This window comes from Tissierella praeacuta DSM 18095 (genome assembly GCF_900128955.1).
Classification (GTDB): domain Bacteria; phylum Bacillota; class Clostridia; order Tissierellales; family Tissierellaceae; genus Tissierella; species Tissierella praeacuta.
The window spans coordinates 127,655-149,322 of the sequence record NZ_FQTY01000002.1 but is presented as its reverse complement, the minus strand read 5'-3'; the positions used below and the strand labels follow the sequence as shown (position 1 = coordinate 149,322).

Annotated in this window: 19 protein-coding genes; 6 read left to right on the top strand and 13 right to left on the bottom strand. The window is 28.6% G+C overall.

All coding sequences use genetic code 11. The annotated features are described in order from the left end of the window. From BUB33_RS03370 to BUB33_RS03345, 6 genes are all read right to left on the bottom strand, one after another. Positions 1-1,233, bottom strand: a complete 1,233-nt coding sequence (locus BUB33_RS03370; protein WP_072973144.1) for an efflux RND transporter periplasmic adaptor subunit — start codon at positions 1,231-1,233, stop codon at positions 1-3. A 131-nt stretch (positions 1,234-1,364) separates the two neighbouring features. Beyond that, positions 1,365-2,813 carry a TrkH family potassium uptake protein gene (locus BUB33_RS03365; RefSeq protein ID WP_072973143.1) on the bottom strand — a complete coding sequence of 483 codons (1,449 nt, stop codon included), beginning with the start codon at positions 2,811-2,813 and terminating at the stop codon, positions 1,365-1,367. Beyond that, a complete protein-coding gene (gene trkA, locus BUB33_RS03360; RefSeq protein WP_072973142.1) occupies positions 2,779-4,170 on the bottom strand; it encodes a Trk system potassium transporter TrkA in 1,392 nt (463 codons plus the stop codon). Before trkA ends, BUB33_RS03365 begins: the two co-directional genes overlap by 35 nt. Positions 4,171-4,297: 127 nt before the next feature. After that, positions 4,298-5,029, bottom strand: coding sequence for a hypothetical protein (locus tag BUB33_RS03355; RefSeq protein ID WP_072973139.1), 732 nt, complete (start codon positions 5,027-5,029; stop codon positions 4,298-4,300). Then, positions 5,016-5,906 (bottom strand): ATP-binding cassette domain-containing protein, encoded by an 891-nt coding sequence (locus BUB33_RS03350; RefSeq protein WP_072973137.1) that lies wholly within the window; start codon positions 5,904-5,906, stop codon positions 5,016-5,018. The genes BUB33_RS03355 and BUB33_RS03350 overlap by 14 nt, the downstream gene beginning before the upstream one ends. Continuing rightward, positions 5,899-6,276, bottom strand: a complete 378-nt coding sequence (locus tag BUB33_RS03345) for a GntR family transcriptional regulator (protein WP_072973134.1) — start codon at positions 6,274-6,276, stop codon at positions 5,899-5,901. The genes BUB33_RS03350 and BUB33_RS03345 overlap by 8 nt, the downstream gene beginning before the upstream one ends. 235 nt (positions 6,277-6,511) lie before the next feature. Here BUB33_RS03345 and BUB33_RS03340 point away from each other — a divergent pair, with 235 nt between their 5' ends. Together BUB33_RS03340 and BUB33_RS03335 are read left to right on the top strand one after the other, a co-directional pair. Continuing rightward, positions 6,512-6,904 carry a zinc ribbon domain-containing protein gene (locus BUB33_RS03340; RefSeq protein ID WP_072973132.1) on the top strand — a complete coding sequence of 131 codons (393 nt, stop codon included), beginning with the start codon at positions 6,512-6,514 and terminating at the stop codon, positions 6,902-6,904. A gap of 37 nt (positions 6,905-6,941) precedes the next feature. Continuing rightward, a complete protein-coding gene (locus BUB33_RS03335) occupies positions 6,942-7,736 on the top strand; it encodes a J domain-containing protein (protein WP_072973130.1) in 795 nt (264 codons plus the stop codon). A gap of 35 nt (positions 7,737-7,771) precedes the next feature. Here BUB33_RS03335 and BUB33_RS03330 read toward each other — a convergent pair whose 3' ends face one another. Continuing rightward, complete coding sequence (locus BUB33_RS03330; RefSeq protein WP_072973128.1) at positions 7,772-8,749, bottom strand: diaminopimelate dehydrogenase; 978 nt, start codon at positions 8,747-8,749, stop codon at positions 7,772-7,774. 159 nt (positions 8,750-8,908) lie between these two features. Between BUB33_RS03330 and BUB33_RS03325 the strand changes: the two genes are divergently transcribed. Both BUB33_RS03325 and BUB33_RS03320 read left to right on the top strand, forming a co-directional pair. Then, the gene (locus BUB33_RS03325; RefSeq protein ID WP_072973126.1) at positions 8,909-10,213 is read left to right on the top strand and encodes a glutamate--cysteine ligase; all 1,305 of its coding nucleotides are present in this window, start codon (positions 8,909-8,911) and stop codon (positions 10,211-10,213) included. Continuing rightward, a complete protein-coding gene (locus BUB33_RS03320) occupies positions 10,210-11,532 on the top strand; it encodes a glutathionylspermidine synthase family protein (protein WP_072973124.1) in 1,323 nt (440 codons plus the stop codon). Before BUB33_RS03325 ends, BUB33_RS03320 begins: the two co-directional genes overlap by 4 nt. 25 nt (positions 11,533-11,557) lie before the next feature. Here BUB33_RS03320 and BUB33_RS03315 read toward each other — a convergent pair whose 3' ends face one another. Further along, positions 11,558-12,442, bottom strand: a complete 885-nt coding sequence (locus BUB33_RS03315) for a LysR family transcriptional regulator (RefSeq protein WP_072973123.1) — start codon at positions 12,440-12,442, stop codon at positions 11,558-11,560. Positions 12,443-12,552: 110 nt separating this feature from the next. Between BUB33_RS03315 and BUB33_RS03310 the strand changes: the two genes are divergently transcribed. Next, a complete protein-coding gene (locus BUB33_RS03310; protein ID WP_072973122.1) occupies positions 12,553-13,743 on the top strand; it encodes a coenzyme F420-0:L-glutamate ligase in 1,191 nt (396 codons plus the stop codon). 162 nt (positions 13,744-13,905) lie between these two features. After that, on the top strand, positions 13,906-16,035 hold the full coding sequence (locus BUB33_RS03305) for a methyl-accepting chemotaxis protein (protein ID WP_072973121.1): 2,130 nt from the start codon (positions 13,906-13,908) through the stop codon (positions 16,033-16,035). Between the two features lie 94 nt (positions 16,036-16,129). Here BUB33_RS03305 and BUB33_RS03300 read toward each other — a convergent pair whose 3' ends face one another. The 5 genes from BUB33_RS03300 to BUB33_RS03280 all read right to left on the bottom strand — a co-directional run bounded on the left by BUB33_RS03300 (position 16,130) and on the right by BUB33_RS03280 (position 21,605). Continuing rightward, positions 16,130-16,723, bottom strand: a complete 594-nt coding sequence (locus tag BUB33_RS03300; protein WP_072973120.1) for a manganese efflux pump MntP — start codon at positions 16,721-16,723, stop codon at positions 16,130-16,132. Between the two features lie 266 nt (positions 16,724-16,989). Continuing rightward, the gene (locus BUB33_RS03295; RefSeq protein ID WP_072973119.1) at positions 16,990-17,517 is read right to left on the bottom strand and encodes a YcxB family protein; all 528 of its coding nucleotides are present in this window, start codon (positions 17,515-17,517) and stop codon (positions 16,990-16,992) included. Between the two features lie 49 nt (positions 17,518-17,566). Next, on the bottom strand, positions 17,567-18,739 hold the full coding sequence (locus BUB33_RS03290; protein ID WP_072973118.1) for a hypothetical protein: 1,173 nt from the start codon (positions 18,737-18,739) through the stop codon (positions 17,567-17,569). A 27-nt stretch (positions 18,740-18,766) separates the two neighbouring features. Beyond that, on the bottom strand, positions 18,767-20,593 hold the full coding sequence (gene glmS, locus BUB33_RS03285) for a glutamine--fructose-6-phosphate transaminase (isomerizing) (protein ID WP_072973117.1): 1,827 nt from the start codon (positions 20,591-20,593) through the stop codon (positions 18,767-18,769). Positions 20,594-20,657: 64 nt separating this feature from the next. Next, the gene (locus BUB33_RS03280; RefSeq protein ID WP_072973116.1) at positions 20,658-21,605 is read right to left on the bottom strand and encodes a calcium/sodium antiporter; all 948 of its coding nucleotides are present in this window, start codon (positions 21,603-21,605) and stop codon (positions 20,658-20,660) included. Positions 21,606-21,668: the final 63 nt, after the last annotated feature.

Below are 21,668 nucleotides of genomic sequence, written 5' to 3'. Positions count from 1 at the left end.
TTAAATCACCTTATTTGTTATGATTTCAGTCCCATCTGTTATTTCTTCTGTTGGGTTCAAGATCACTTCGTCACTCTCTTTTACATCCCCTATAATCTCTAAGGAAAAATTACTTTCTACTCCTGTTTTTATTTCCTTCTCTTTCACTATTCCATCTTCCACTGTGAAAATAACTTTTGTTCCATCTTTTTTAGTGAATATTGCCTCATAGGGAACTGTTAACACACCATCTTTTTTCTCTGTAAGAATATCTACCTTTGCTGAAAAACCTGGCTTTAAAGATTCATCAGTATTTTGGATATCCACTTTTATTTCTACTACACTTTCCTTTCCTTGCCCTCCATTGGACTGTTTTGCAATGGAACCTATATATTTCACCTTGCCTTCATATACTTTTCCTTGAAAGGAATCTCCTGTAATCTTTACAGAATCTCCTAATTCTATTTTACTTGACTCATATTCATTCATATCTAATACAATTTCTAAATGCTCTATATCTTGAATAGACATTAAAGCTACACTAGATCGTATAATCCCACTTTCTGAAATATTAGTATCTACAATTGTTCCTGTAATAGGACTTTTTATTGTGTGTTTCGCTAAATCCTTTTCTAATTTTTCCACTTCTAATCTTGCTGTTTCAATCTTTTGTTTTTGAATAATAATTGAGTTTTCATTGTTAGAATTCTTTAGTTTTTCTTCAGCTAGAATATAATCATTGTACTGCTGATCCATCTCATCCTTTGATTTATCTAAATCTACCTTGGAAATTACACTTCCTTCATATAATTCTTTATTTCTCTCATATGCATTTTTAGCATCTTCATACTTTATCTTTGCATTGGACAAATTTATTTCAAGTTCTGTATTTCCTTGTTTTTCTAATTGTCTCAAATTTTCCTGTTCCATAGAAAGTCTAAGTTTTGCATCCTTAATCTTATATCGAATATTGGTTTCTTCTAACTTCATTAATATTTGACCTTTTTCTACCTTGTCACCTTTTTGTACATACATCTTTTCAATCTTTTCTTCTACATCTGATACTACGTCTCTTTTATCCATAGAAAATATCTTTCCAGTTGCTTGAATATGAGATTCTATGTCCTCTTTTTTAATAGTTGTAGTTTGAACCATAGCTTTATTAGGCTTTTGATTTTTCTTTAATATATTTCTTACTGCAATTACTGATAAGATGACTATTCCTAATATTATGATAAACATCTTTTTTTTCATAAATAAAGCCCCTTCCATATATAATGTATACGGTATTATATCGTATCATTATTTAGATTACCAGATATATGATTAACATGTCAATTTCATAAGGGTTACAAAAAAGTAACAAAATGGTTAAAATTGTAAAATCATACTTCCTTTCTCCAGTTCTTTGGTGCAAATAATGCTATTATAGTAAATAACTCAAGTCTTCCTAAGAGCATTAACAAGGAGAAAAATATCTTTGTAATTTGGCTATATCCATTAAATGTATTAGTAGGGCCTACAAATCCTAAACCAGGTCCAATATTTCCTAGTGTTGCAGCAACAGAACTAGCAGCAGATTCTAAGTCTACACCTTCTAATGATATTAAAATAGTTGATAATACAAATATTATCATATATAATCCAACGAAACTATTTATGCTTGCTATGGTTTCATTAGGGAGAACCTTATCATTGAGTTTAACTGGAATAACTGCCCGTGGATGGAAAATTTTAAGTATCTCTCTCTTTATTAATTTTAATATAATTAGTATCCTAATAACTTTCATACCTCCAGCAGTAGAACCTGCACTTCCTCCTATGAACATAAGAAGTAGCAAAATGCACTTACTAAAAGTTGGCCATATATCAAAGTTAGCTGTAGAATAACCAGTTGTTGTAATAATAGAACCAACTTGAAAAAACGAATCTCTAAAGGCTAATCCTAGAGTAGAATATGTATTTTTAAATAAATTGATGGCAATTGCAATTACTGCCATAAAAACAATGGTAAAATAAAGCTTTAACTCTTCATCCTTAAATATATCCTTTATTTTCCCCTTAAACAAAGAATAGTATAGGGAAAAATTTACACCTGATAATACCATAAAACTTCCTATTACAAGATGAATATAAGTGCTATCATAGGCACCTACACTGGAATTTTTATTAGCAAATCCACCTGTACCAACTGTCCCAAATGTATAAACTAAAGAATCAAATAAGGACATCCCTCCAAGTTTCAATAATATAACCTGAATTACAGTAATAGTAAAATAGGTTATATAGAGTATCTTAGCTGTGTCCTTTATTCTAGGAGCTATCTTTCCCGCAATAGGCCCTGGACTTTCTGCCTTAAATATTTGAAATCCTCCTATCCCAAGGGCTGGTAACAATGCCAAAGTAAAGACCAGTATTCCCATGCCTCCTATCCAATGTGTAAAAGAACGCCAAAATAAAATCCCCATAGGTAATACTTCTACATCTGATATTACTGTTGCACCTGTAGTTGTAAATCCCGATACTATTTCAAAAAATGCATCTATATATGTAGGTGTACTACCTGAAATATATAAAGGAAGGGCACCAAGCAAAGATATTAATACCCAACCTAAGGAAACAATAACTAAACCTTCTTTTGCATTTATATGCCTATCGTGACTTTTACTTCTAGTCAATATAAAACCAAGTATAGCTGTTAGCAATATGGCTATTAGGAATGAAAATTTATCCTTCTGATTTGTATATAAAGATATAAAAAAAGAAGGCATCATTAGCATTGCTTCCACTCTTAATATATTACCTAACACATTTAGCACGATTCCATAATTCACTTAATACCCCTCCCTTATGTGACTTAAAAAACATCTTTAGGGTCGGCAAGTCCTCTCTTAGACAAAACACCACTATTCTATCATTAGCATGTATTACAGATTTACCATTGGGTATTACAACCTTTCCATTATGAACTATGGCACCAATTATTATACCTTTAGGTAATTTTAATTCTTCTAAGGTTTTCCCAACTATAGGCAGGTCTTTTCCAATTATTATTTCTGTTACTTCCCCATCTCCACCAATAAGCAATGAAACAGATACTATTTTCCCACCACGGATATATTTTAATATATTACTTGCAGTAATATAAATAGGATTTAACGCCGCATCTATTCCTAACCTATCAATTATCTTTGTATAGTTTTGTCTGCTAATCTTGGAAATTGTCTTTGGAACTCCAGATTGCTTTGCCATCAAAGCCATAAGTAAGTTTTCTTCATCATAACCTGTTACTCCAACAAATGCATCCATAGTAGATATTCTTTCTTCTTCTAAGAGATGAATATCTGTCCCATCTCCATGAATTATAAGTACATCACTAAGTAGTTCTGATAGTTCTTGGCATTTTTCTTTATCCTTTTCTATTAAGGTAACTGATATATTTGCCCCTGATAATTTCTGAGCTAAATAAAAACCAATATTACTGCCACCAAGAATCATTACCCTCTCTATATCCTTCTTAGTTATATCATGGGAAAATCTATTGTTTAAATTGCTAATATCATCACTTCTACCTATAACATGAATTGTGTCATTTGATAATAATTGTGTTGAACCATCTGGAATTATTATATCTCCGTCTCTAGATATTGCTGTAATTAACAATCTATCAAAATTTTCCAATTCAGCTAATTTTTTACCAATAAATTCTTCTATATGCTCAATGTTAAAATCAATCATCCTAACTTTTCCACTGGCAAATTCTCCTGAGTAAAAACTATAATTCTTTAATAAATATTTTTCCATGGCTTGGGCAGTTGCCAAATCTGGGTTTACTATATGGTCAATTCCCATTTCAGCTTTTATAAAATCCAATTGTTGCATATACTCTGGATTCCTAATACGAGCTATTGTTTTTTCACATCCTAGCTTATTTGCCAAAGAACAAATGAGAGTATTAGTTTCATCACTATCTGTAGCCGCTACCAATAAATTATACTGATTTATATCTAATTCCCTAAGAATGTTTATATCTATTCCATTTGCTAAAACCGTTAGAACATCTAAATGCTCATTTACATAATTTATTACCTTTGGATTGTTATCTATTACCGTTACATCTATATCTTCTAGTACCATTGATTCTGCTAGTTTATATCCTAATTTACCAGCACCTACTACCATTACTTTCATATTCGTCACCTCTTATTTAATATACCAAATAGCTCTATAGAATAATAGGGAAAACTACAATTATTATAATAATACAAAGCTAAAGAACTATTCTCTAGCTTTGTATTATAAATTTCAATTTGTCTATCTATTCTCTAATACCAGCTTCTCTTATAAAAATATACCCTAAAATATAGAATGCAATGATTATTAACAAAGCTACTGTAAATACAGTAAATTTATTAAATATTGATTCTAAATATAAGTATATCTTTGAAACTGTGTTTACTAACTTAATAAAAAAACCACCTAATAACTGTACCATAAAAAACATTATACCAAATCCTATCCACAATTTATATCCAAATCTATACTGTAAAACTCCTATTAGGTTAATAATTGAAGCAGATACAAGGAAAATTGTAGTTAAACTTAAAATTATAAATAATATATTATTAGTTGAGGTATTAAATAATCCAAAATTCACTATTGGCTTATATTCTGAATATTGGGCAATATATTTATCAATAATAAGTAAAACACCTTGAATAACAGCAAAAATGAAGGATACAATAACATTGTCCACTATCACTGATTTATAGAAATCCTTTCTTGTGACTCCAAAACTAAGAGCTAATGAGAAATATTCATGATACATAATAATACCGTTGACTATAAAGAAAATAAATATAGGCATAATATTGGAACCTGCTATTGATAACTGGTCATTATTCATTAACCCTATCCTAACTCTAGATTTATAATATAGAGTTAATATATATACAGATATATTAATTAATAATATAATTCCCCAGAATACACCTATGGTTCTTTTTGAGTCATAGTTTTGAAATTTAAAAATTCTTTTAGATAAATTCATTTAAAGACTCTCCTTCCAAAATATTTTCAGTAATATATATAAATAGTTTTTGAAGAGGTATATTACTTATATCAATATTTTTATTTCTTGCATAATTTATTTCCTGCTCTGTTAAATCACCATATATACCCACTATTTTAGTAGAACCAAATTCTTCTTTGTGAATTACTTTCTTATCCTTAATAATTGGATTGATTAAATCTTCACGACCAGATAAAAAATATGCCTTTTCTTTAAGTGCATTTACTTCATTCTTTAGCATAACTCTCTTATTATTAAGGATAATCACCTCTTCAAACAAATTGGCTACTTCATCTATTAAATGGGTAGATATTATTATTGTTCTAGGATTTTTTTCATAATCTTCAAGAAGTAAATTATAAAACTTATATCTCATTGCTGCATCAAGTCCTATAGTAGGCTCATCAAATATAGTAATTCTAGATCTTGAAGCAAGTCCTATGATTAACCCTACAATGGTTTTATTTCCTGTTGATAACTTTAGCAGTTTTTTCCTTATATTTAGATTGAATTCTCTTATTAAATAATTTTTATATTCTTCATCCCAATCTTTATATATAATCTTGCCTAAGGCCAATATATCCTTTACTTTCCTTTCTTTAACAGAGTTTGGGAAATCTTTTACTAAACAAATATCTTCCATTGCCTTTGAATTTTCAAAAATTTCTTCCCCATCTAATTTTATTTCTCCATCATCTTTCAATATTTGACTAGCTATTAATTTTAATAAAGTAGTTTTTCCTGCCCCATTTCTTCCAAGCAATCCATAGATTTTATTTTCTTCAATATCTAGGTTAATATCAGTAAGCACCTTATTTCTTCCATAAGATTTACTTAAATTTCTTATTTCAAGCATTTTGTTTCCCTCCCTTAAATTCTACAATAAACTTTATAATTTCTTCTATAGATATCTCCAGTCTATTTGCCTCCACTATTATGTCAGGTAATATTTCTTCAAAAAACAAGTTTTGTCTCTTTTTAATTATCTTTTTTCTTGCCCCTTCTGCTACAAACATACCAATACCTCTTTTTTTATAAAGTATACCTTCTTCCACCAAAATATTTAGTCCCTTTCCAGCCGTTGCTGGATTTATCTGACATATCTTTGCAAATTGATTTGTAGAAGGTGCTTGTTCTTCCTCTTTTAAATTTCCTAATAGAATATCATTTTCTATTAATTCAGCTATTTGTATATAAATTGATTTATCCGAATTTAAATCTAACAAATTATCACCCCCATAACTTAAATGGTTAGTTAGTTACGTAATTAAGTATATAAGTCTTGCTATTTCTTGTCAACAAGTTTTTAGAGATTTAAAAAATAAATTAAAATCAAATTTATTACAGTTCTTGTTCTAAGTGAATTAAATCTAAGTTATTTTAAGACTATATATGGTTATACTTGAAATATCTTATTATTAATAGTAAGATATTAACAAAATATAAAGTAGGAGAATGAAAATGAATTGGTTAAATAAATTTATGAATGGACGATATGGAGGAGATCAACTTTCAACATTGTTAATACTACTATCCTTATTTTTGACCTTATTTGGTAGATTAACTAATATTTATTTATTGCTATATATTGGTTACATCCCTTTGGTAATAAGTATCTTTAGAATATTTTCTAAGGATATAAATAAACGCAGAATGGAAAATTATAAATTTGCAATTTTTATGAGTCCAGTTTATTCCTGGTTCAAAAAAACAGAAAATAAAATAAAAGACCGTAAGACTCATAAATATATTAAATGCCCAAATTGCCATTCAAGTCTAAGACTTCCAAAAGGAAAAGGAAGACTCATGGTTACTTGTCCAAAATGCAAAGAAAAATTTGAGAAAAGAACATAGAAATTAATTAATTTAATAAAGAGAGGCTCAAAAGTAAATGAATATACTAAAAAAACTTTGGGGTAAATTTTTATATGGCATTGCTAGTATTATTTCTATAATATTTGATGTTTTTATTAGTATTGTAGGATTTATAGTAGGAATTGTAATAAATATAGGAAAAGGATTTCTTACTCTTATATCAATGGGAGGCTGCCTATTAATTATAATATTAGGACCAGCACTATTGCTTAATCCTATAACATTTTTTATTATACTATTCCTTGTTATATTTCCAATATTGGGAACCAAATTTATATCCTATTTAAAATATATCAAATATATGATAACAGAGTTTCTATTTGATCATGCTGATAATTTTATAAATGGAAAGAAGGCCCAATTTAATTCATTTAACGAATATGGGAATAAATATAAAAAAATGGAAGAAGAAAAAAGGAGAAGAGAGCAGCAGAGAAGACAGGAAGAAGAACAAAGACAATGGGAAGAAAGATTTAGACAATGGAATGAATACCAAAACTCTCAAAGGAGAAATAGTGGATATGGTGGATATAATACCTATGGCGGAAATTATCAAAACAACAATTATGGAAACTCCTATGTAAATCCATCTATAGAATTTAAAAGTAAGTATGAAAAAAGTTGTGATCTATTAGAAGTTGGATATAATGCAGATAAATATGAAATAAAGTTAGCATATAGAAAAAAAGCCAAAGAATATCACCCAGATTTAAACAAATCACCAGATGCAACAAAAATATTTCAAGAAATAAATAATGCTTATGAATTTTTAAGTGATGACAATATAGAAAGATATAAAAATATAAGATAAACCCCCTAGTCCCTTATAAAACTAGGGGGTTTTCCCTATAGTAATTCTTTTCTCAATTCCTCCCCTGTCTTAGGAGATAAATAACCTAAAGGAATATCAAAGATAGTTATTGCACCTATTTTCCCTTCGCAAGCCATTCTATAAACTGCTCTAGCATAGGCGGTTAACACTGATGAAGTAAACTCTGGATTGCTTTCAAGATTTAAATTAAACTCCATCTTTTGTTTAGTACCATGTCCAGTAATACCTGTTCTAATAACAAATCCTCCATGGGGCATTTTGCTATGTTTTTCCTTTAATTCTTCTTCAGAAATAAAATGCACAGTAGTATCATATTCTGCAAAATAATTTGGCATAGTTTTTATCTCATTTTCTATTCTATGAAAATCCTCATTGTCTTCACATACTACATAACAAACTCTTTTATGCCTTTCACAAGATGAAACATTTATATCTTCACAATTTCTAACCTTATCTAAAACCTCTTTAACAGGTATGGTATATTGGACACCACCTTTTACACCCTTTATCCTTCTAATGGCGTCTGAATGTCCTTGACTTATTCCCTCACCCCAGAAGGTATAATCCTTACCATTAGGTAAAACTGATTGACCTAATAATCTATTAAGAGAAAAAAGACCTGGATCCCATCCAACAGATATAAGACTTAACTTATTTGATTTTAATGCTATATTATTGACTTTCTCAAAGTATTCAGGAATTCTCCCATGATTATCAAAGCTATCTACTGTATTAAAACTTTTTGCTACCATAGGGCATTGCTCATCTAAGTCCTTTGCAGAGCCTCCACAAAGAATCATTACATCTATTTTATCCTTAAAATCCAATATTTTAGAAATATGTATTACATTAGATTTTGTATTTAATAAATTAGGCTCTCTTCTCGTAAATATTCCTATAAGCTCCATATCTGGATTTTGACTAATTGCCAATTCAACTCCATGTCCAAGATTTCCATACCCTACTATTCCAATTCTTATTTTATTCTTCATATTACACCTCCATAATAAATTATAATATAAAATTATATCACTTTAATACATATATTATAATATTATAGTTAAATTAGTATAATATTATTAAAATTATAATTTATGGGTAACTATATCTAGAGCCACGAAATACATAATACCTAAGGGAGAGAAATATAGATGGATTACAGTAAACAAGTAAAAGAAATCGTAAAGTATTTTAAAAATAGTGAAAAAAAAGTAGAAGATTTTAAAATCGGAATTGAATTTGAACATTATGTAATAGATAAGGATACCTTAAAAACCATCTCCTATTATGGTAAAAATGGGGTAGCTGAAACCCTAAAAGAATTAGAGAAGAATGGTTGGAAAGGTGTTTATGAAGGAGAATATATATTAGGATTAAATAAAGGAAATAAAATTATAACCCTAGAACCAGGAAGTCAATTGGAACTTAGTATAGATGCTCAAAAAGATATATTAAATATTGAAAAAGAATATATAGAATTTATGGAAGAAATAATTCCAATCCTTAATAAGAAAAATCAAGGATTAATCACTACAGGTTATCATCCTGAAACCAAAATAGATGATATAAAACTATTGCCTAAAAAAAGATATGATTTTATGTTCAACTATTTTAAAACTAAGGGCAGCCATGCTCATAATATGATGAAAGGCACAGCTGCACTACAAATATCTCTAGATTTTAAAGATGAAGAAGATTATAAGAAAAAATTTAAAGTAGCTAATGGACTATCACCAGTATTATATGCATTATTTGATAATGCATTATATTTTGAAGGAGATATCTGGAATAAGCATGGTTTAAGAACTTATATATGGAATAACTGTGATGATGATAGGTCGGGAATAGTAGATAATGCACTGGAAGATGATTTTAGCTATGAAAAATATGCAGAATATATTTTAAACAGACCACCAATCTTTATATTTAAAGACAAAGAAGTAATTCCAACAGGAGAAAAAAAGGTAAAGGAGTTGTTCAATCCTAATGACTACCATGAAGATGAATTAGAACACCTGCTAACCATGTTTTTCCCAGATGTAAGAACTAAAAAATATATTGAAATACGAATGATGGATTCCATCCCATATCCTTTAAATTTTTCAGCAGTAGCCTTATTAAAGGGTATCTTCTACAATGAGAAAAACCTAGATAAAGCATATGAATATATTAAAGATATAACCATAGAAGATATAAAAAAATCTAAGGAAGATATTATAGCAAATGGATTAGAAGGCAAATTTAAAGATAAAACTGTTCTTGAAACAGGTCAATGGTTAGTAAAATTGGGAAAAGAAGGGTTAAATCCAGACGAAATTAAATATATTCTACCTCTTGAAAAGATGATAAATGATAATAAAAATCCTTATGAGATTACTAAGGAGAAACTTAAAGATGGTAAAAAGAAATCTTTAAGTTGGTGCTTATTGAATAATATATTTGAGGTGAGAAAATGAATTATAAGGATATAAATGAGGAATATATAGACCTAATTAAATCTAATCCAGAAATTTATGTTATAGATTATAAAGAAGCTATGGAAAAAGTGAAGAATTCCAGTGCAATATATAAGGGTAAACCAGTACCTTTTCTCTATCATCCAATGTTTTATACAGAAAAAGATGTAGAAAACTTTAATAAAATTGGTGACATCTTAATATCCATCACAAATAAGGTAACACAAAAATATCTCGACTCAAAGGAGTTCAGAAAAAAATTTGAATATAGTCCCCTTCTAGAAGAACTTATACTTATAGATAATGGATATGATATTAATGTTCCTATAGGCAGATTTGATATTTTCTACAAAGATTTAGATAATTTCAAGTTCTGTGAACTAAATACAGATGGCTCTTCAGCTATGAATGAAGATAATACCATAGGAAATATCCTCTTAGAAACAAAGGGATTAAAGGAATTTGGGAAAAAATATAAATTATCTTTATTTGAGTTAATAGATAAATGGGTTGAAGATAGTATTAGTATATTTAGAAAATGGAATAGTAAAATAGAAAAGCCCAATGTGGCAATAGTTGATTTTACAGAATCTGGTACATCTAAAGAATTTGAAGTATTTAAAGATGCTTTTATTAGAAAAGGATATAATGCCATAATAGCTGATCCTAGGGATTTAAAATATAAAGATAAACACCTATATTTTAAAGATTATAGAATAGATTTAGTATATAGAAGAATTGTTACCTTCGAATTAATAGAAAAAGCCAATGAAATACCAGATTTTATTGAAGCATATAGAAACAAGGCTTTTTGCTCAGTAGGTTCTATTAGATCTCAAATAATTCACAATAAAATAATATTTAAGATTTTACATGATGAGGATACTCTAGAGTTTTTATCAGAAGATGAAAGAGAATTTATAAAGAAACATATCCCAGTAACTGGACTCTTTAAAGGAGATAAAGAAGTATATAACAAGGTTTTAAATAATAAAGATAAATATATTATGAAACCCCTAGATTTAAATGCCTCAAGGGGAGTATATGCTGGTAGAGATTTAACCCAAGATGAATGGAAAAAAAGATTAGATGAATCTTGGGAAAAAGATTACCTGTATCAAGAATTCTTTGAGCCATTTACTAGAAAGCATATAGTCTTTGAAAATGATGGGCTAAAGGTAGAAGAATTTAAGTCTATAGTTGGATTATTTATGTATAAAGAAAAATTTGCAGGAATATATACTAGAATAGGAAAAAATAATATAATCTCGGGAATAACAGACTATTATACTCTGCCAAATATTTTAGTAAAACCATAAAATAAAGTTAGATTTTTATCTAACTTTATTTTATATCAAGATATTCTATAAATTTTTCAGATGAAGGGGATAATGAAACTCCCTTTAATGAGCAAATACCAATACCTCTCTTGGGAATATCCTCAACAAGATTTAACTCATACAGACTTCCTTCTAACAAATAATTTTTCGAAAACTCTCTAACTACACAGGCTAATCCTAATCCTACTTTTGCAAATTCCAATAATAAATCATGTGAGCCTAATTCAATTTCTGGATTTATCCTTATACCTTTAGAAAATAAATATCCTTCTACATATTGTCGAGTCTTAGACCTATTATCTAAAAATATTAAGGGATATCCTAACAGTTCTTCATAGGTAATGGAATTTGTAACCATATCTTTATATCTTTCACCAAATACAAAAATATCTTGTATATCCTTACATTTTTTTATATCTAAGGAGTTATCTTTTATTGGTAAGTTACATATTCCAATATCAATTTCCCCTGATTTTATTAATTTACAAAGTTCATCTGTAGTTTGATTAATTATTTTTAACTTAATATTTGGATAATCTTTATGAAATTTTTCTACATAAGGTAATAAATAATATCTAGAAATCGTATCACTAACTCCTATTTTTAATTCTCCTTGCTTTAAATCTCTAGATTGTCTTATTTTCTTTTCACCATTGTCTAATAAACTAATTGCAGAATTAGTATATTCAAATAATATCTTCCCTTCATTAGTAAGTATTACTCCCCTCGGTGTCCTAGTAAAGAGTCTAATTTTCAGTTCATCTTCCAATTGCATTATGGCTTGACTTATGGCAGGCTGTGTCATATATAGTTCATTAGCAGCCTTTGAAAAGCTCTTACATTTTGCCACCTTATCAAATATTCTATAAAGTTCCAACCTAATAGACATATAATCACTCCTTATATCTATTATACTAGATATTTATTTTACTTATACCATAATATATTATATATTAAATGTGTAAGATATCAAATAGGATATTAAAAGGAGCGATATAAATGGAAAGAATAGTAGGTACTGTAGTTAGAGGTCTAAGAGCCCCTATTATTAAAGAAGGGGATGATATCGCAGATATAGTGGTTAATTGTGTAATGAAAGCTTCAGAGATAGAAGGTTTTAAAATTCAAGACAAAGATATTGTTACGCTAACAGAATCTATAGTTGCACGTGCTCAGGGAAATTATGCCAGCATTAATGCTATTGCAAATGACATAAGGGAAAAGTTTGGTAATGAAACAATAGGTCTAGTATTTCCTATTTTGAGCCGTAACCGTTTTGCCATTATACTAAGAGGTATTGCTAAAGGTGCAAAGAAAATAGTTCTTATGTTAAGTTATCCTTCTGACGAAGTAGGTAATCATTTAGTAGATATGGATGTACTTGATGTAAAGGGAGTAAATCCTTGGACAGATGTATTGAATGAAAAAGAATTCAGGGAATACTTTGGATATACTTTACATCCCTTTACTGGTGTAGATTATATTGAATATTATAAATCCCTAATATCTGAATATGGTATTGATTGTGAAATAATATTTTCTAATGATCCAAAGACTATTTTAAATTATACAAAAAATGTAATTGCCTGTGATATTCATACTAGATTTAGAACTAAGAGAATATTGAAGGAAAATGGCGGAGAGAATGTCTATGGTCTTGACGATATTCTAAGTTATTCAATAGATGGCAGTGGATATAACGAAAAATATGGTTTGCTTGGGTCAAATAAATCAACAGAAGATAAAATAAAATTATTTCCTAGAGATTGTCAACCTATTGTGAATAAAATACAAGAATCAATTAAAGAAAAAACAGGTAAAATAGTTGAGGTAATGGTATATGGAGATGGTGCTTTTAAAGATCCAGTGGGTAAGATTTGGGAATTAGCTGACCCTGTAGTTTCTCCTGCATATACATCAGGATTAGAAGGAACTCCTTCTGAAGTAAAACTAAAGTATCTGGCTGATAATGATTTTGCTGACTTAAGGGGTGAGGAGTTAAAGAAAGCTATCTCTAAATATATTGAGAATAAAGAATCAGAGCTTGTTGGAAACATGGCAGCTCAAGGAACTACTCCAAGAAGACTTACTGATTTAATTGGCTCCTTATCAGATTTAACTTCCGGTAGTGGAGATAAAGGAACCCCTATAATTTATATTCAAGGATATTTCGATAATTATATAAAATAAATTAAAAACTGTCAATCTAATTAGATTGGCAGTTTTTATATCTCTAAAATTTACATATACTTAATATTAGTTTGGCATTTTTTAACATAGTCTTAACATTGAAATGTTAAGATTAACCTAAGAAGTAATTGTTAATAAAGTCATTCTAAGGAGATGATATAGTTGAAAATTCTTAATTTATTAAGGTCTAGATTTAAAAATTTAGTTAATAATTTTAATAAATTATCTAAATTTAGAAATACAAGTTCTTATTTTAACAAATTGTTTAAATTTAGAAAAATAGGTACTTCATTATTAATTACAGTTATATTAATTATTATATTATTATCTGGAACAATTAGCTTAACAGCCTATGTAATTGCAAAAAATTCTCTAATAAACACATCAAAAAAATTACTTCTCAATAAAGCTCATGATTCAGGTCTTATAGTAGATGAACGAATTAAGAATTATTTAATTTCAATTGATTCTTTAGGTTCCTTAGAGCTATTGAGTAATATAGATAATTCATGGGAAGAAAAAATAGAGTATCTTCAGGCAGAAAAAAAAAGGCTTAATTTATCAAATATTGGTATAGCTAGTACAGAGGGATATCTTAGATTAGATAATAATAAAACAGTAGACATTAGTAATCTTTGGTTCTTTAAACAAGCTAACCTAGGACTTCCATCTTTTTCTGCACCATTTTATAGAGAAGAATCTGGACAAGTAGATATTGCCATGGCAGCTCCATTAAAACATGATAGAAAGGTAGTAGGAGTAATAGTAGCATATAAAGATGCTAAAGAATTCTATGGTATTGCCCAAGATATACATATTGGTAAAACAGGTTATGCATATATAATAGATGAAAATATAAATGTAATATCTCATCCTACTCTAGAAATAATTAAACAAAATGAAAATACTAAAATAGATTTCAAAGACTCCATTGGTGAAGTTGATGAAGATTCAAAGAAAAGGATAGATAATATCTTACAAGAAATTAAAAGCAAAAACATTGGAATAGATTGGTACAAGCAAAACGGTGAGAAAAAATATATAGGTTATGCTCCAATTCCATCGAAAGGATGGACAATATTAGTTCATATTACGGAAAAAGAAATTCTATCAGAATTAGATAAATTAAACACTTATTTGCCTTCTATAAGTTTATTAGCTCTTATATTTGGTATAATATTATCTTATTTTATATCTAAAAATCTATCTAATAGAATAGTGAGCATTAGCAATCAAACTACAAGCTTGGCTGAATTAGATCTTAGTTTTTCCATAGATGAAAAAATTAGAAATAGAAAAGATGAGATTGGTATAATGGCTAAAGCAATTCAATCTGTAATAAACAATATTAAATTTTTTGCTGCTGAAATTCAAACCTCATCTCACTCATTATCTTCTTCATCTGTTAAATTAGCTGCTATCACCCAAGAATCCTTTGCATCATCAAATTCAGTTGCTGAAGCAGCAAATAATATAAATTCTAAAGCTAATATTCAATTAAAGGAAATACTTAGGGTATCAAATGAAATAAAAAATGTAAATAATAGCTTCAACCTTGTATTGGAACAAATAAAGGATATAAAGTTTCTTAATGATAAGGCTCATTCTAATGCCTATAAAGGCAAAGAATCCATTGATGGATTAATTGGACAAATGATAAATATTAATAATAGTTCAGAAAAAGTAAAGAGTTCACTAAAAGATATTAATATTAGCTCCAAAGAAATGGATAGGATACTAATAATAATAGAAAAAATAGCAGAAAAAACTAATTTACTAGCATTAAATGCAGCAATAGAATCTGCCAAAGCTGGTGAATATGGTAGGGGCTTCGCTGTTGTAGCTAAAGAAATTCGACTTCTAGCTGATCAAACAAAATCTTCTACTAATGAAATAAATAAATTAATTAAAAATAATCAAAATATTATTTCTTATGCAAACCAAAGTATGGAATATAGTGATTGTGAAATCAATAAAGGTATTATAACTGTAAATGAAACAAAGGTGGTCTTTGATGAAATGGCAACAATATTCAATAATGTAGTTGAAGAAATGAATGAAAGTACCATAACCTTAAATAATGTTGAAGATAATCTTTACAATGCCATGAATTCAATGATTAGAACGGAAACCATTACCAAAGAAGTTGTTATGGAAATTAATGATGTTTCAGCAGCTACAGAAGAACAAATGGCTTCAATGGGTGAATTAACTAGTTCAACAGACTCCTTATCAGAACTAGCTGATAATCTATATAGTTTAATTAATAAAATAAAACTAACAGAAAATTAATATAGTTTCATATAAAATCCATTGCCTATAATAAAATTTTGCCAAAACTATCTTTATGAATAAAATAGTTTTGGCAAAATTAATTACTAACTTTCTAAAAACTTATTATTCCCATATGGCTAAGTAAAATTTTAGAACCCATAAATATTAAAATTAACCCTCCTACAAGTTCAGCTTTTGATTTACACCTATTTCCAAATGTATTTCCTATCTTAACACCAATCATTGATAATATGAATGTAACAATTCCAATAAATGAAACTGCTGGAACAATATTTACATTAAGAAATGCAAAAGTAATTCCTACAGCTAAAGCATCAATACTTGTTGCGATTGCTAAAAGAGACATGTTTTTGAAACTAAGGGAATAATCTATACTGTTATGAGATTTAGAACCATCTTCAATTTCACATTCACAATTTCTTGACTCTCGAACCATATTTAATCCAATAAACACAAGTAATATAAATGCTATCCAATGATCCAAATATGTAATCTTATCATGAAATCTTACTCCGAAAAAATATCCTATTAAAGGCATTCCTGCTTGAAATATTCCAAAATATAGTCCTACAATTCCAGCCTTTTTAATGCTAATCTTATTCATAGACAGCCCTTTACAGATAGATACTGCAAAGGCATCCATTGACAAACCAACTGCAATAATAAACAATCCAAATAAACTCATATTCCATTCTCCTTTATCCTTTAATTTTTTAATAAAAAAAAGACCTATCTGCAGTTTTCTCCTGCAGACAAGTCTCATTATTTAAAATAAAGCCAGATAAATTTTATCAGTATGTTGACTTTATTACACAATTTTCATTGTGCCAACTACTCCCTTATCTCATCAATTAAGTATATAGAACAATACTCCTACTGTCAATACTATATTCAAACCTTATTAGTTATTATTTTAAAATATCATATATAATTATAAACTAATGAAAAACCTTATATTTTTCTATATTTATTTCCCATTTCTTTTTGGTACAAGTTTCTTAACTTTTCAATAGTTTCATGATCCATATCCTTTTTTCTTATTAAAGATGCCTGATTAATATTAAAATAATTTATAAAATAATCCTTTGATTCCAGAACTTGATAAAGCTGATTATATCTAATCTTAGATTGACCTTCAATTGCTGTGTTCTTTACAATTAAAAAATCTTCATAAAAATCTAAGGTATCTTGAGAGTTAAATACTCCAGTATTATCCGTTTTTATTCTTTGTTTATTTCTTCTTTCAACCTTGAAAATTACTGCAGCAAATGAAACAAATATAAATAATATCCAAAATATAAAAAATTCCATTGTATTAAACTGTCCTTCCCCATAGGCAAGTAATGCAGAGATTAAAGCAGAAAATCCAACTATGAAGGGGATTATTATCTTACTTCTTCGAAATGTTGCTATATATAAAAACTTATGATAGTCTTCCTTAGTCATGGAAGTCTTTACTGTGAATAATTTATTATCCATATCTTCACCTCAACTTATTCCCTAATCTTTTATCCTAATATGTAAAGTCCTACCATACTTCCATAATAATATGAATATAAAATACTAATAAAAGCAAATCTAAAAACAAAGCTATATAAGCAAGTCTTTTAATTATGTTTTTCTTAATTAATGCAATAATTACAAGAATCAATGAAATTATAAAAAATATAATATTGCAATATAGGGATAATTCTGTTCCTAAAGGAGTAAGAACCATAGGGATACAAAGGATACTTATTATTGCAAATATCATAGATAAAAAAGGTAATTTTTGGCTCCTTATAATTATACAAGGTTCACCTATAGCATTAACAAGATTATCTATATCTCCAACTATTATCTCATCTTTAGTAAAAACATATGAATCATTTGTTATTCCTTCAATTTTAATAATATATTCCTTATCATTTATACTTAAAAGTCTAACGTCTTTTATATTTACAACGCTTTTAAATGCACTTCCTTTGATTTCAAGACTTTCATCATCTATCTTTTCAATTGAGCATATTAAGTTTCCTTTTGTTTTTATTCTTCTATAATCAATATAATATCCTGCCCAAGATAAGATAAAAATAGATATAAACATAATACTAGCTTGTGGCTTGTGTATTAAAATGATTGAAAGAAATACACAAATAATTGAAATAATTACATTGAAATAAATCCTCTTAGAATATTTAATATATCTAATAACATCTTTTCTAGGGTTTAGTTTAAATGCTATTATGGATTTTTCAAAGCTTTCCTCAGCTCTATCCTTTGGATTATAATTTTCATATTTATACTTTAATTCTTTTATAAATTCTACATGCTTGTCCTCTAAATCATAAGGGATTTCAAGTCTATTAAGAGATGCCTTAGACCGTTTATCCATCTTAATTATTAGGCTGTGCCTACTGTCCTTCATTGCTTTTATATCCCTAAAAGGAAATATCAGTTGATTATTTTCTACTTTAGCTATTAGTTCCTCTTCTCCAATGATAAAGTTCAAGGATATACTCTTGTGTTTGCTTAATAATGACCTAACTATAACCATTAGATACAATGCAAAATATATAAAACCTAATAAAAATATATAGTTAAAAGACTTTAAATATCCTACGGCTAAAAATGTAATTGCTATTAAAGTCTTATAATCTATCAATAGCTTTAGATTTTTTATTATTATTTCTTTTTTAGTTTTTGTATAATTATAATTCATGATTATCCCCCATAGACCTTATTTTATCTACTCTACCGTAACTGACTTCGCCAAATTCCTTGGCTTATCTACATCATTCCCTTTTATAACAGATGTGTAATAAGCAAGTAGCTGAGTAGGTATAACTGTTAAAACTGGTGACAATATATTATCAACTTCTGGAATATAAATAGTATAGTCAGCATGATTTAAATTTTTATCTAATCCTTCTTTTATTATAGAAATAGTAGTTGCTCCTCTAGCCTTTACTTCTTGTATATTTGATACCATTTTTTCATATAAATAATCTTGGCTAGCTACCCCAATAACAGGGGTTCCTTTTTCAATTAAGGCTATGGTTCCATGTTTTAACTCTCCTGCTGCAAAAGCTTCTGTATGGATATAGGAAATCTCCTTTAATTTTAGGGCTCCTTCCATAGAAGTCTGATAATCTAATCCCCTACCTATATAAAAAACGCTATTTTTATCCTTAATTACTTCTGCTATTCTCTTTATTTCATCGACATCTTTAAGGATATTCTCTACCTTTTCTGGTAATTCTTTAATCTTTTCAATTATATCAAAGTAGTAATCTTCTGTAATACTCTCCTTAATATTTGCCATATAAAGTGCAACCATATATAAAGCAACTAATTGTGTAGTATATGCCTTTGTTGATGCAACAGCAATCTCTGGCCCTGCCCAAGTATAGAATACATCATCTGATTCTCTAGCTACAGATGAACCTAGTACATTGGTAATTGAAAGAATTCTTGCCCCCTTTTTCTTAGCCTCTCTAATGGCTGCAAGAGTATCTGCAGTTTCTCCTGACTGACTAACTGCTATAATCAAAGTATTATCATCAATAAATGGATCTCTATATCTAAATTCTGATGCTACGTCAGGCTCCACAGGAATATTAGTAAATTTTTCTATTACATATCTTCCTACTAGACCTGCATGATAAGCCGTACCACAAGCTACAATATAAATCTTGGTAATCTTATCTAGTTCTTCCTTTGTTAGATTAATATCGTCTAATTTTATTCTTCCATTGCAGTCAAGTCTTCTCAGTAAAGTTTCCTTAATTGCCAATGGCTGTTCATAGATTTCTTTAAGCATAAAATGGGGGTATCCACCTTTTGAAGCAGCTTCAATATTCCAGTTTACATTAAACTTCTCTCTTTTTATTTCATTTCTATTTTCATCATAGATTTTAACATTGTCTTTTGTTAAATAAACAATCTCTCCATTTTCTAAAAAATATACATCCTTAGTATATTTAAGCAATGCTGGAATATCTGACGCTATGAAATTTTCACCATGCCCCAAGCCCACTACTAATGGACTTTCTTTTCTAACGGCAACTAATTCATCAGGATTGTTTGATGAGATAATCCCTAGAGCATATGCCCCTTTAAGCTTATTCACAGTTTCAAATACTGTATTAAGTAAATCGCCATCATAAAGACTATCTAATAAATGTACTATTACTTCTGTGTCTGTCTGAGACTTAAATTTATATCCCTTTTTCAGCAATTCTTCTCTAAGCTCGTTATAGTTTTCTATTATTCCATTGTGTACTACTGCTATAGTTTCTTTTTCATTTAGATGAGGATGGGAGTTTACATCTGACGGTTCTCCATGGGTTGCCCATCTTGTATGACCTATTCCTACGCTTCCTATTAATGGATTTTCTTTTAAACAATCCTCTAATACTGAAAGTCTGCCTTTTAATTTCTTAAATTTAATATGATCATTTCCATTTACTGCAATACCTGATGAATCATATCCTCTGTATTCTAGCTTTTCTAATCCTTGTAATATTACTTCCTGTGCATCTTTATTTCCAATATATCCTACTATTCCACACATATTATAGCCTCCTAATTTAGTGTGCAAATATTATATCACTTTTTATTTTATTTGTGTGAATTTTTTAAAACAATATAAATAAATATCCTATGTACAAAGCTAGTAATAGTATTCCCGTAAATCTTCCTATTCTTTCACGAAATATTCCAACTAATATAAAAATTAGTGTTACTGCTGTACCCATAGGAACATCTAAACTCAAAGTTTGGTTTGATATAATAAGACCTCTATTGCTAATTAAAGTAGATGCTCCCATAACTATAGTCATATTTAATATATTAGCTCCTATTATATTACCTACTGATATATTTTGCTTATCTTTTATAGTAGCCGTTACAGCTGTTACCAATTCAGGCAAAGAAGTTCCTACTGCCAGCAAAGTTAAACTAACTACTTGCTTAGGAATTCTCAAGAAATTTGCTATTTCTACACCAGAATTTACTAATACATTTGCACCATAAATAATAAGAAAGGACCCTACTGCAAATTTAACAGCATTTGACAATGCTTCTACCTTATTTATACCTTTTTCAAAACCTTTTTTAGGATTTTCCTTTTCATTCTTATGCTCAAAAACATTAATTAAAACAAATGGTACAACTAACAATAATAAAATTTTTCCTTCTATATGATTAATCACTCCGTCAGATGCAAAATAATAAAAAGCAGCTAAATATCCGAACATCATTGCCCCTTTGATGCCAAAGAAATCATCCTTAATCTTTATTGGCTTTATCAAGGAGCATATCCCAACAATAAATGCTATATTACATATATATGAACCTAAGGCGTTTCCTACTGCCATATCTGTAAAGCCTTCCTTACTTGATAGAGTTGAAACTAAAAGTTCTGGTAATGTAGTAGCTATACTAACTATAGTAGCGCCTATTATTCCAAAAGAAATTCCCGTCTTTTCTGCAATCCATACAGTGGAATCCAGAAACCAATCTCCACCTTTGACTATCATTATTAAACCCATAGTAAACAATAATAAAGTAAAAATGATATTCATATTATCCCCCTATAAATTATTTATTCTTTAATATACTACTCTATATTTATATTTGGATAAGCC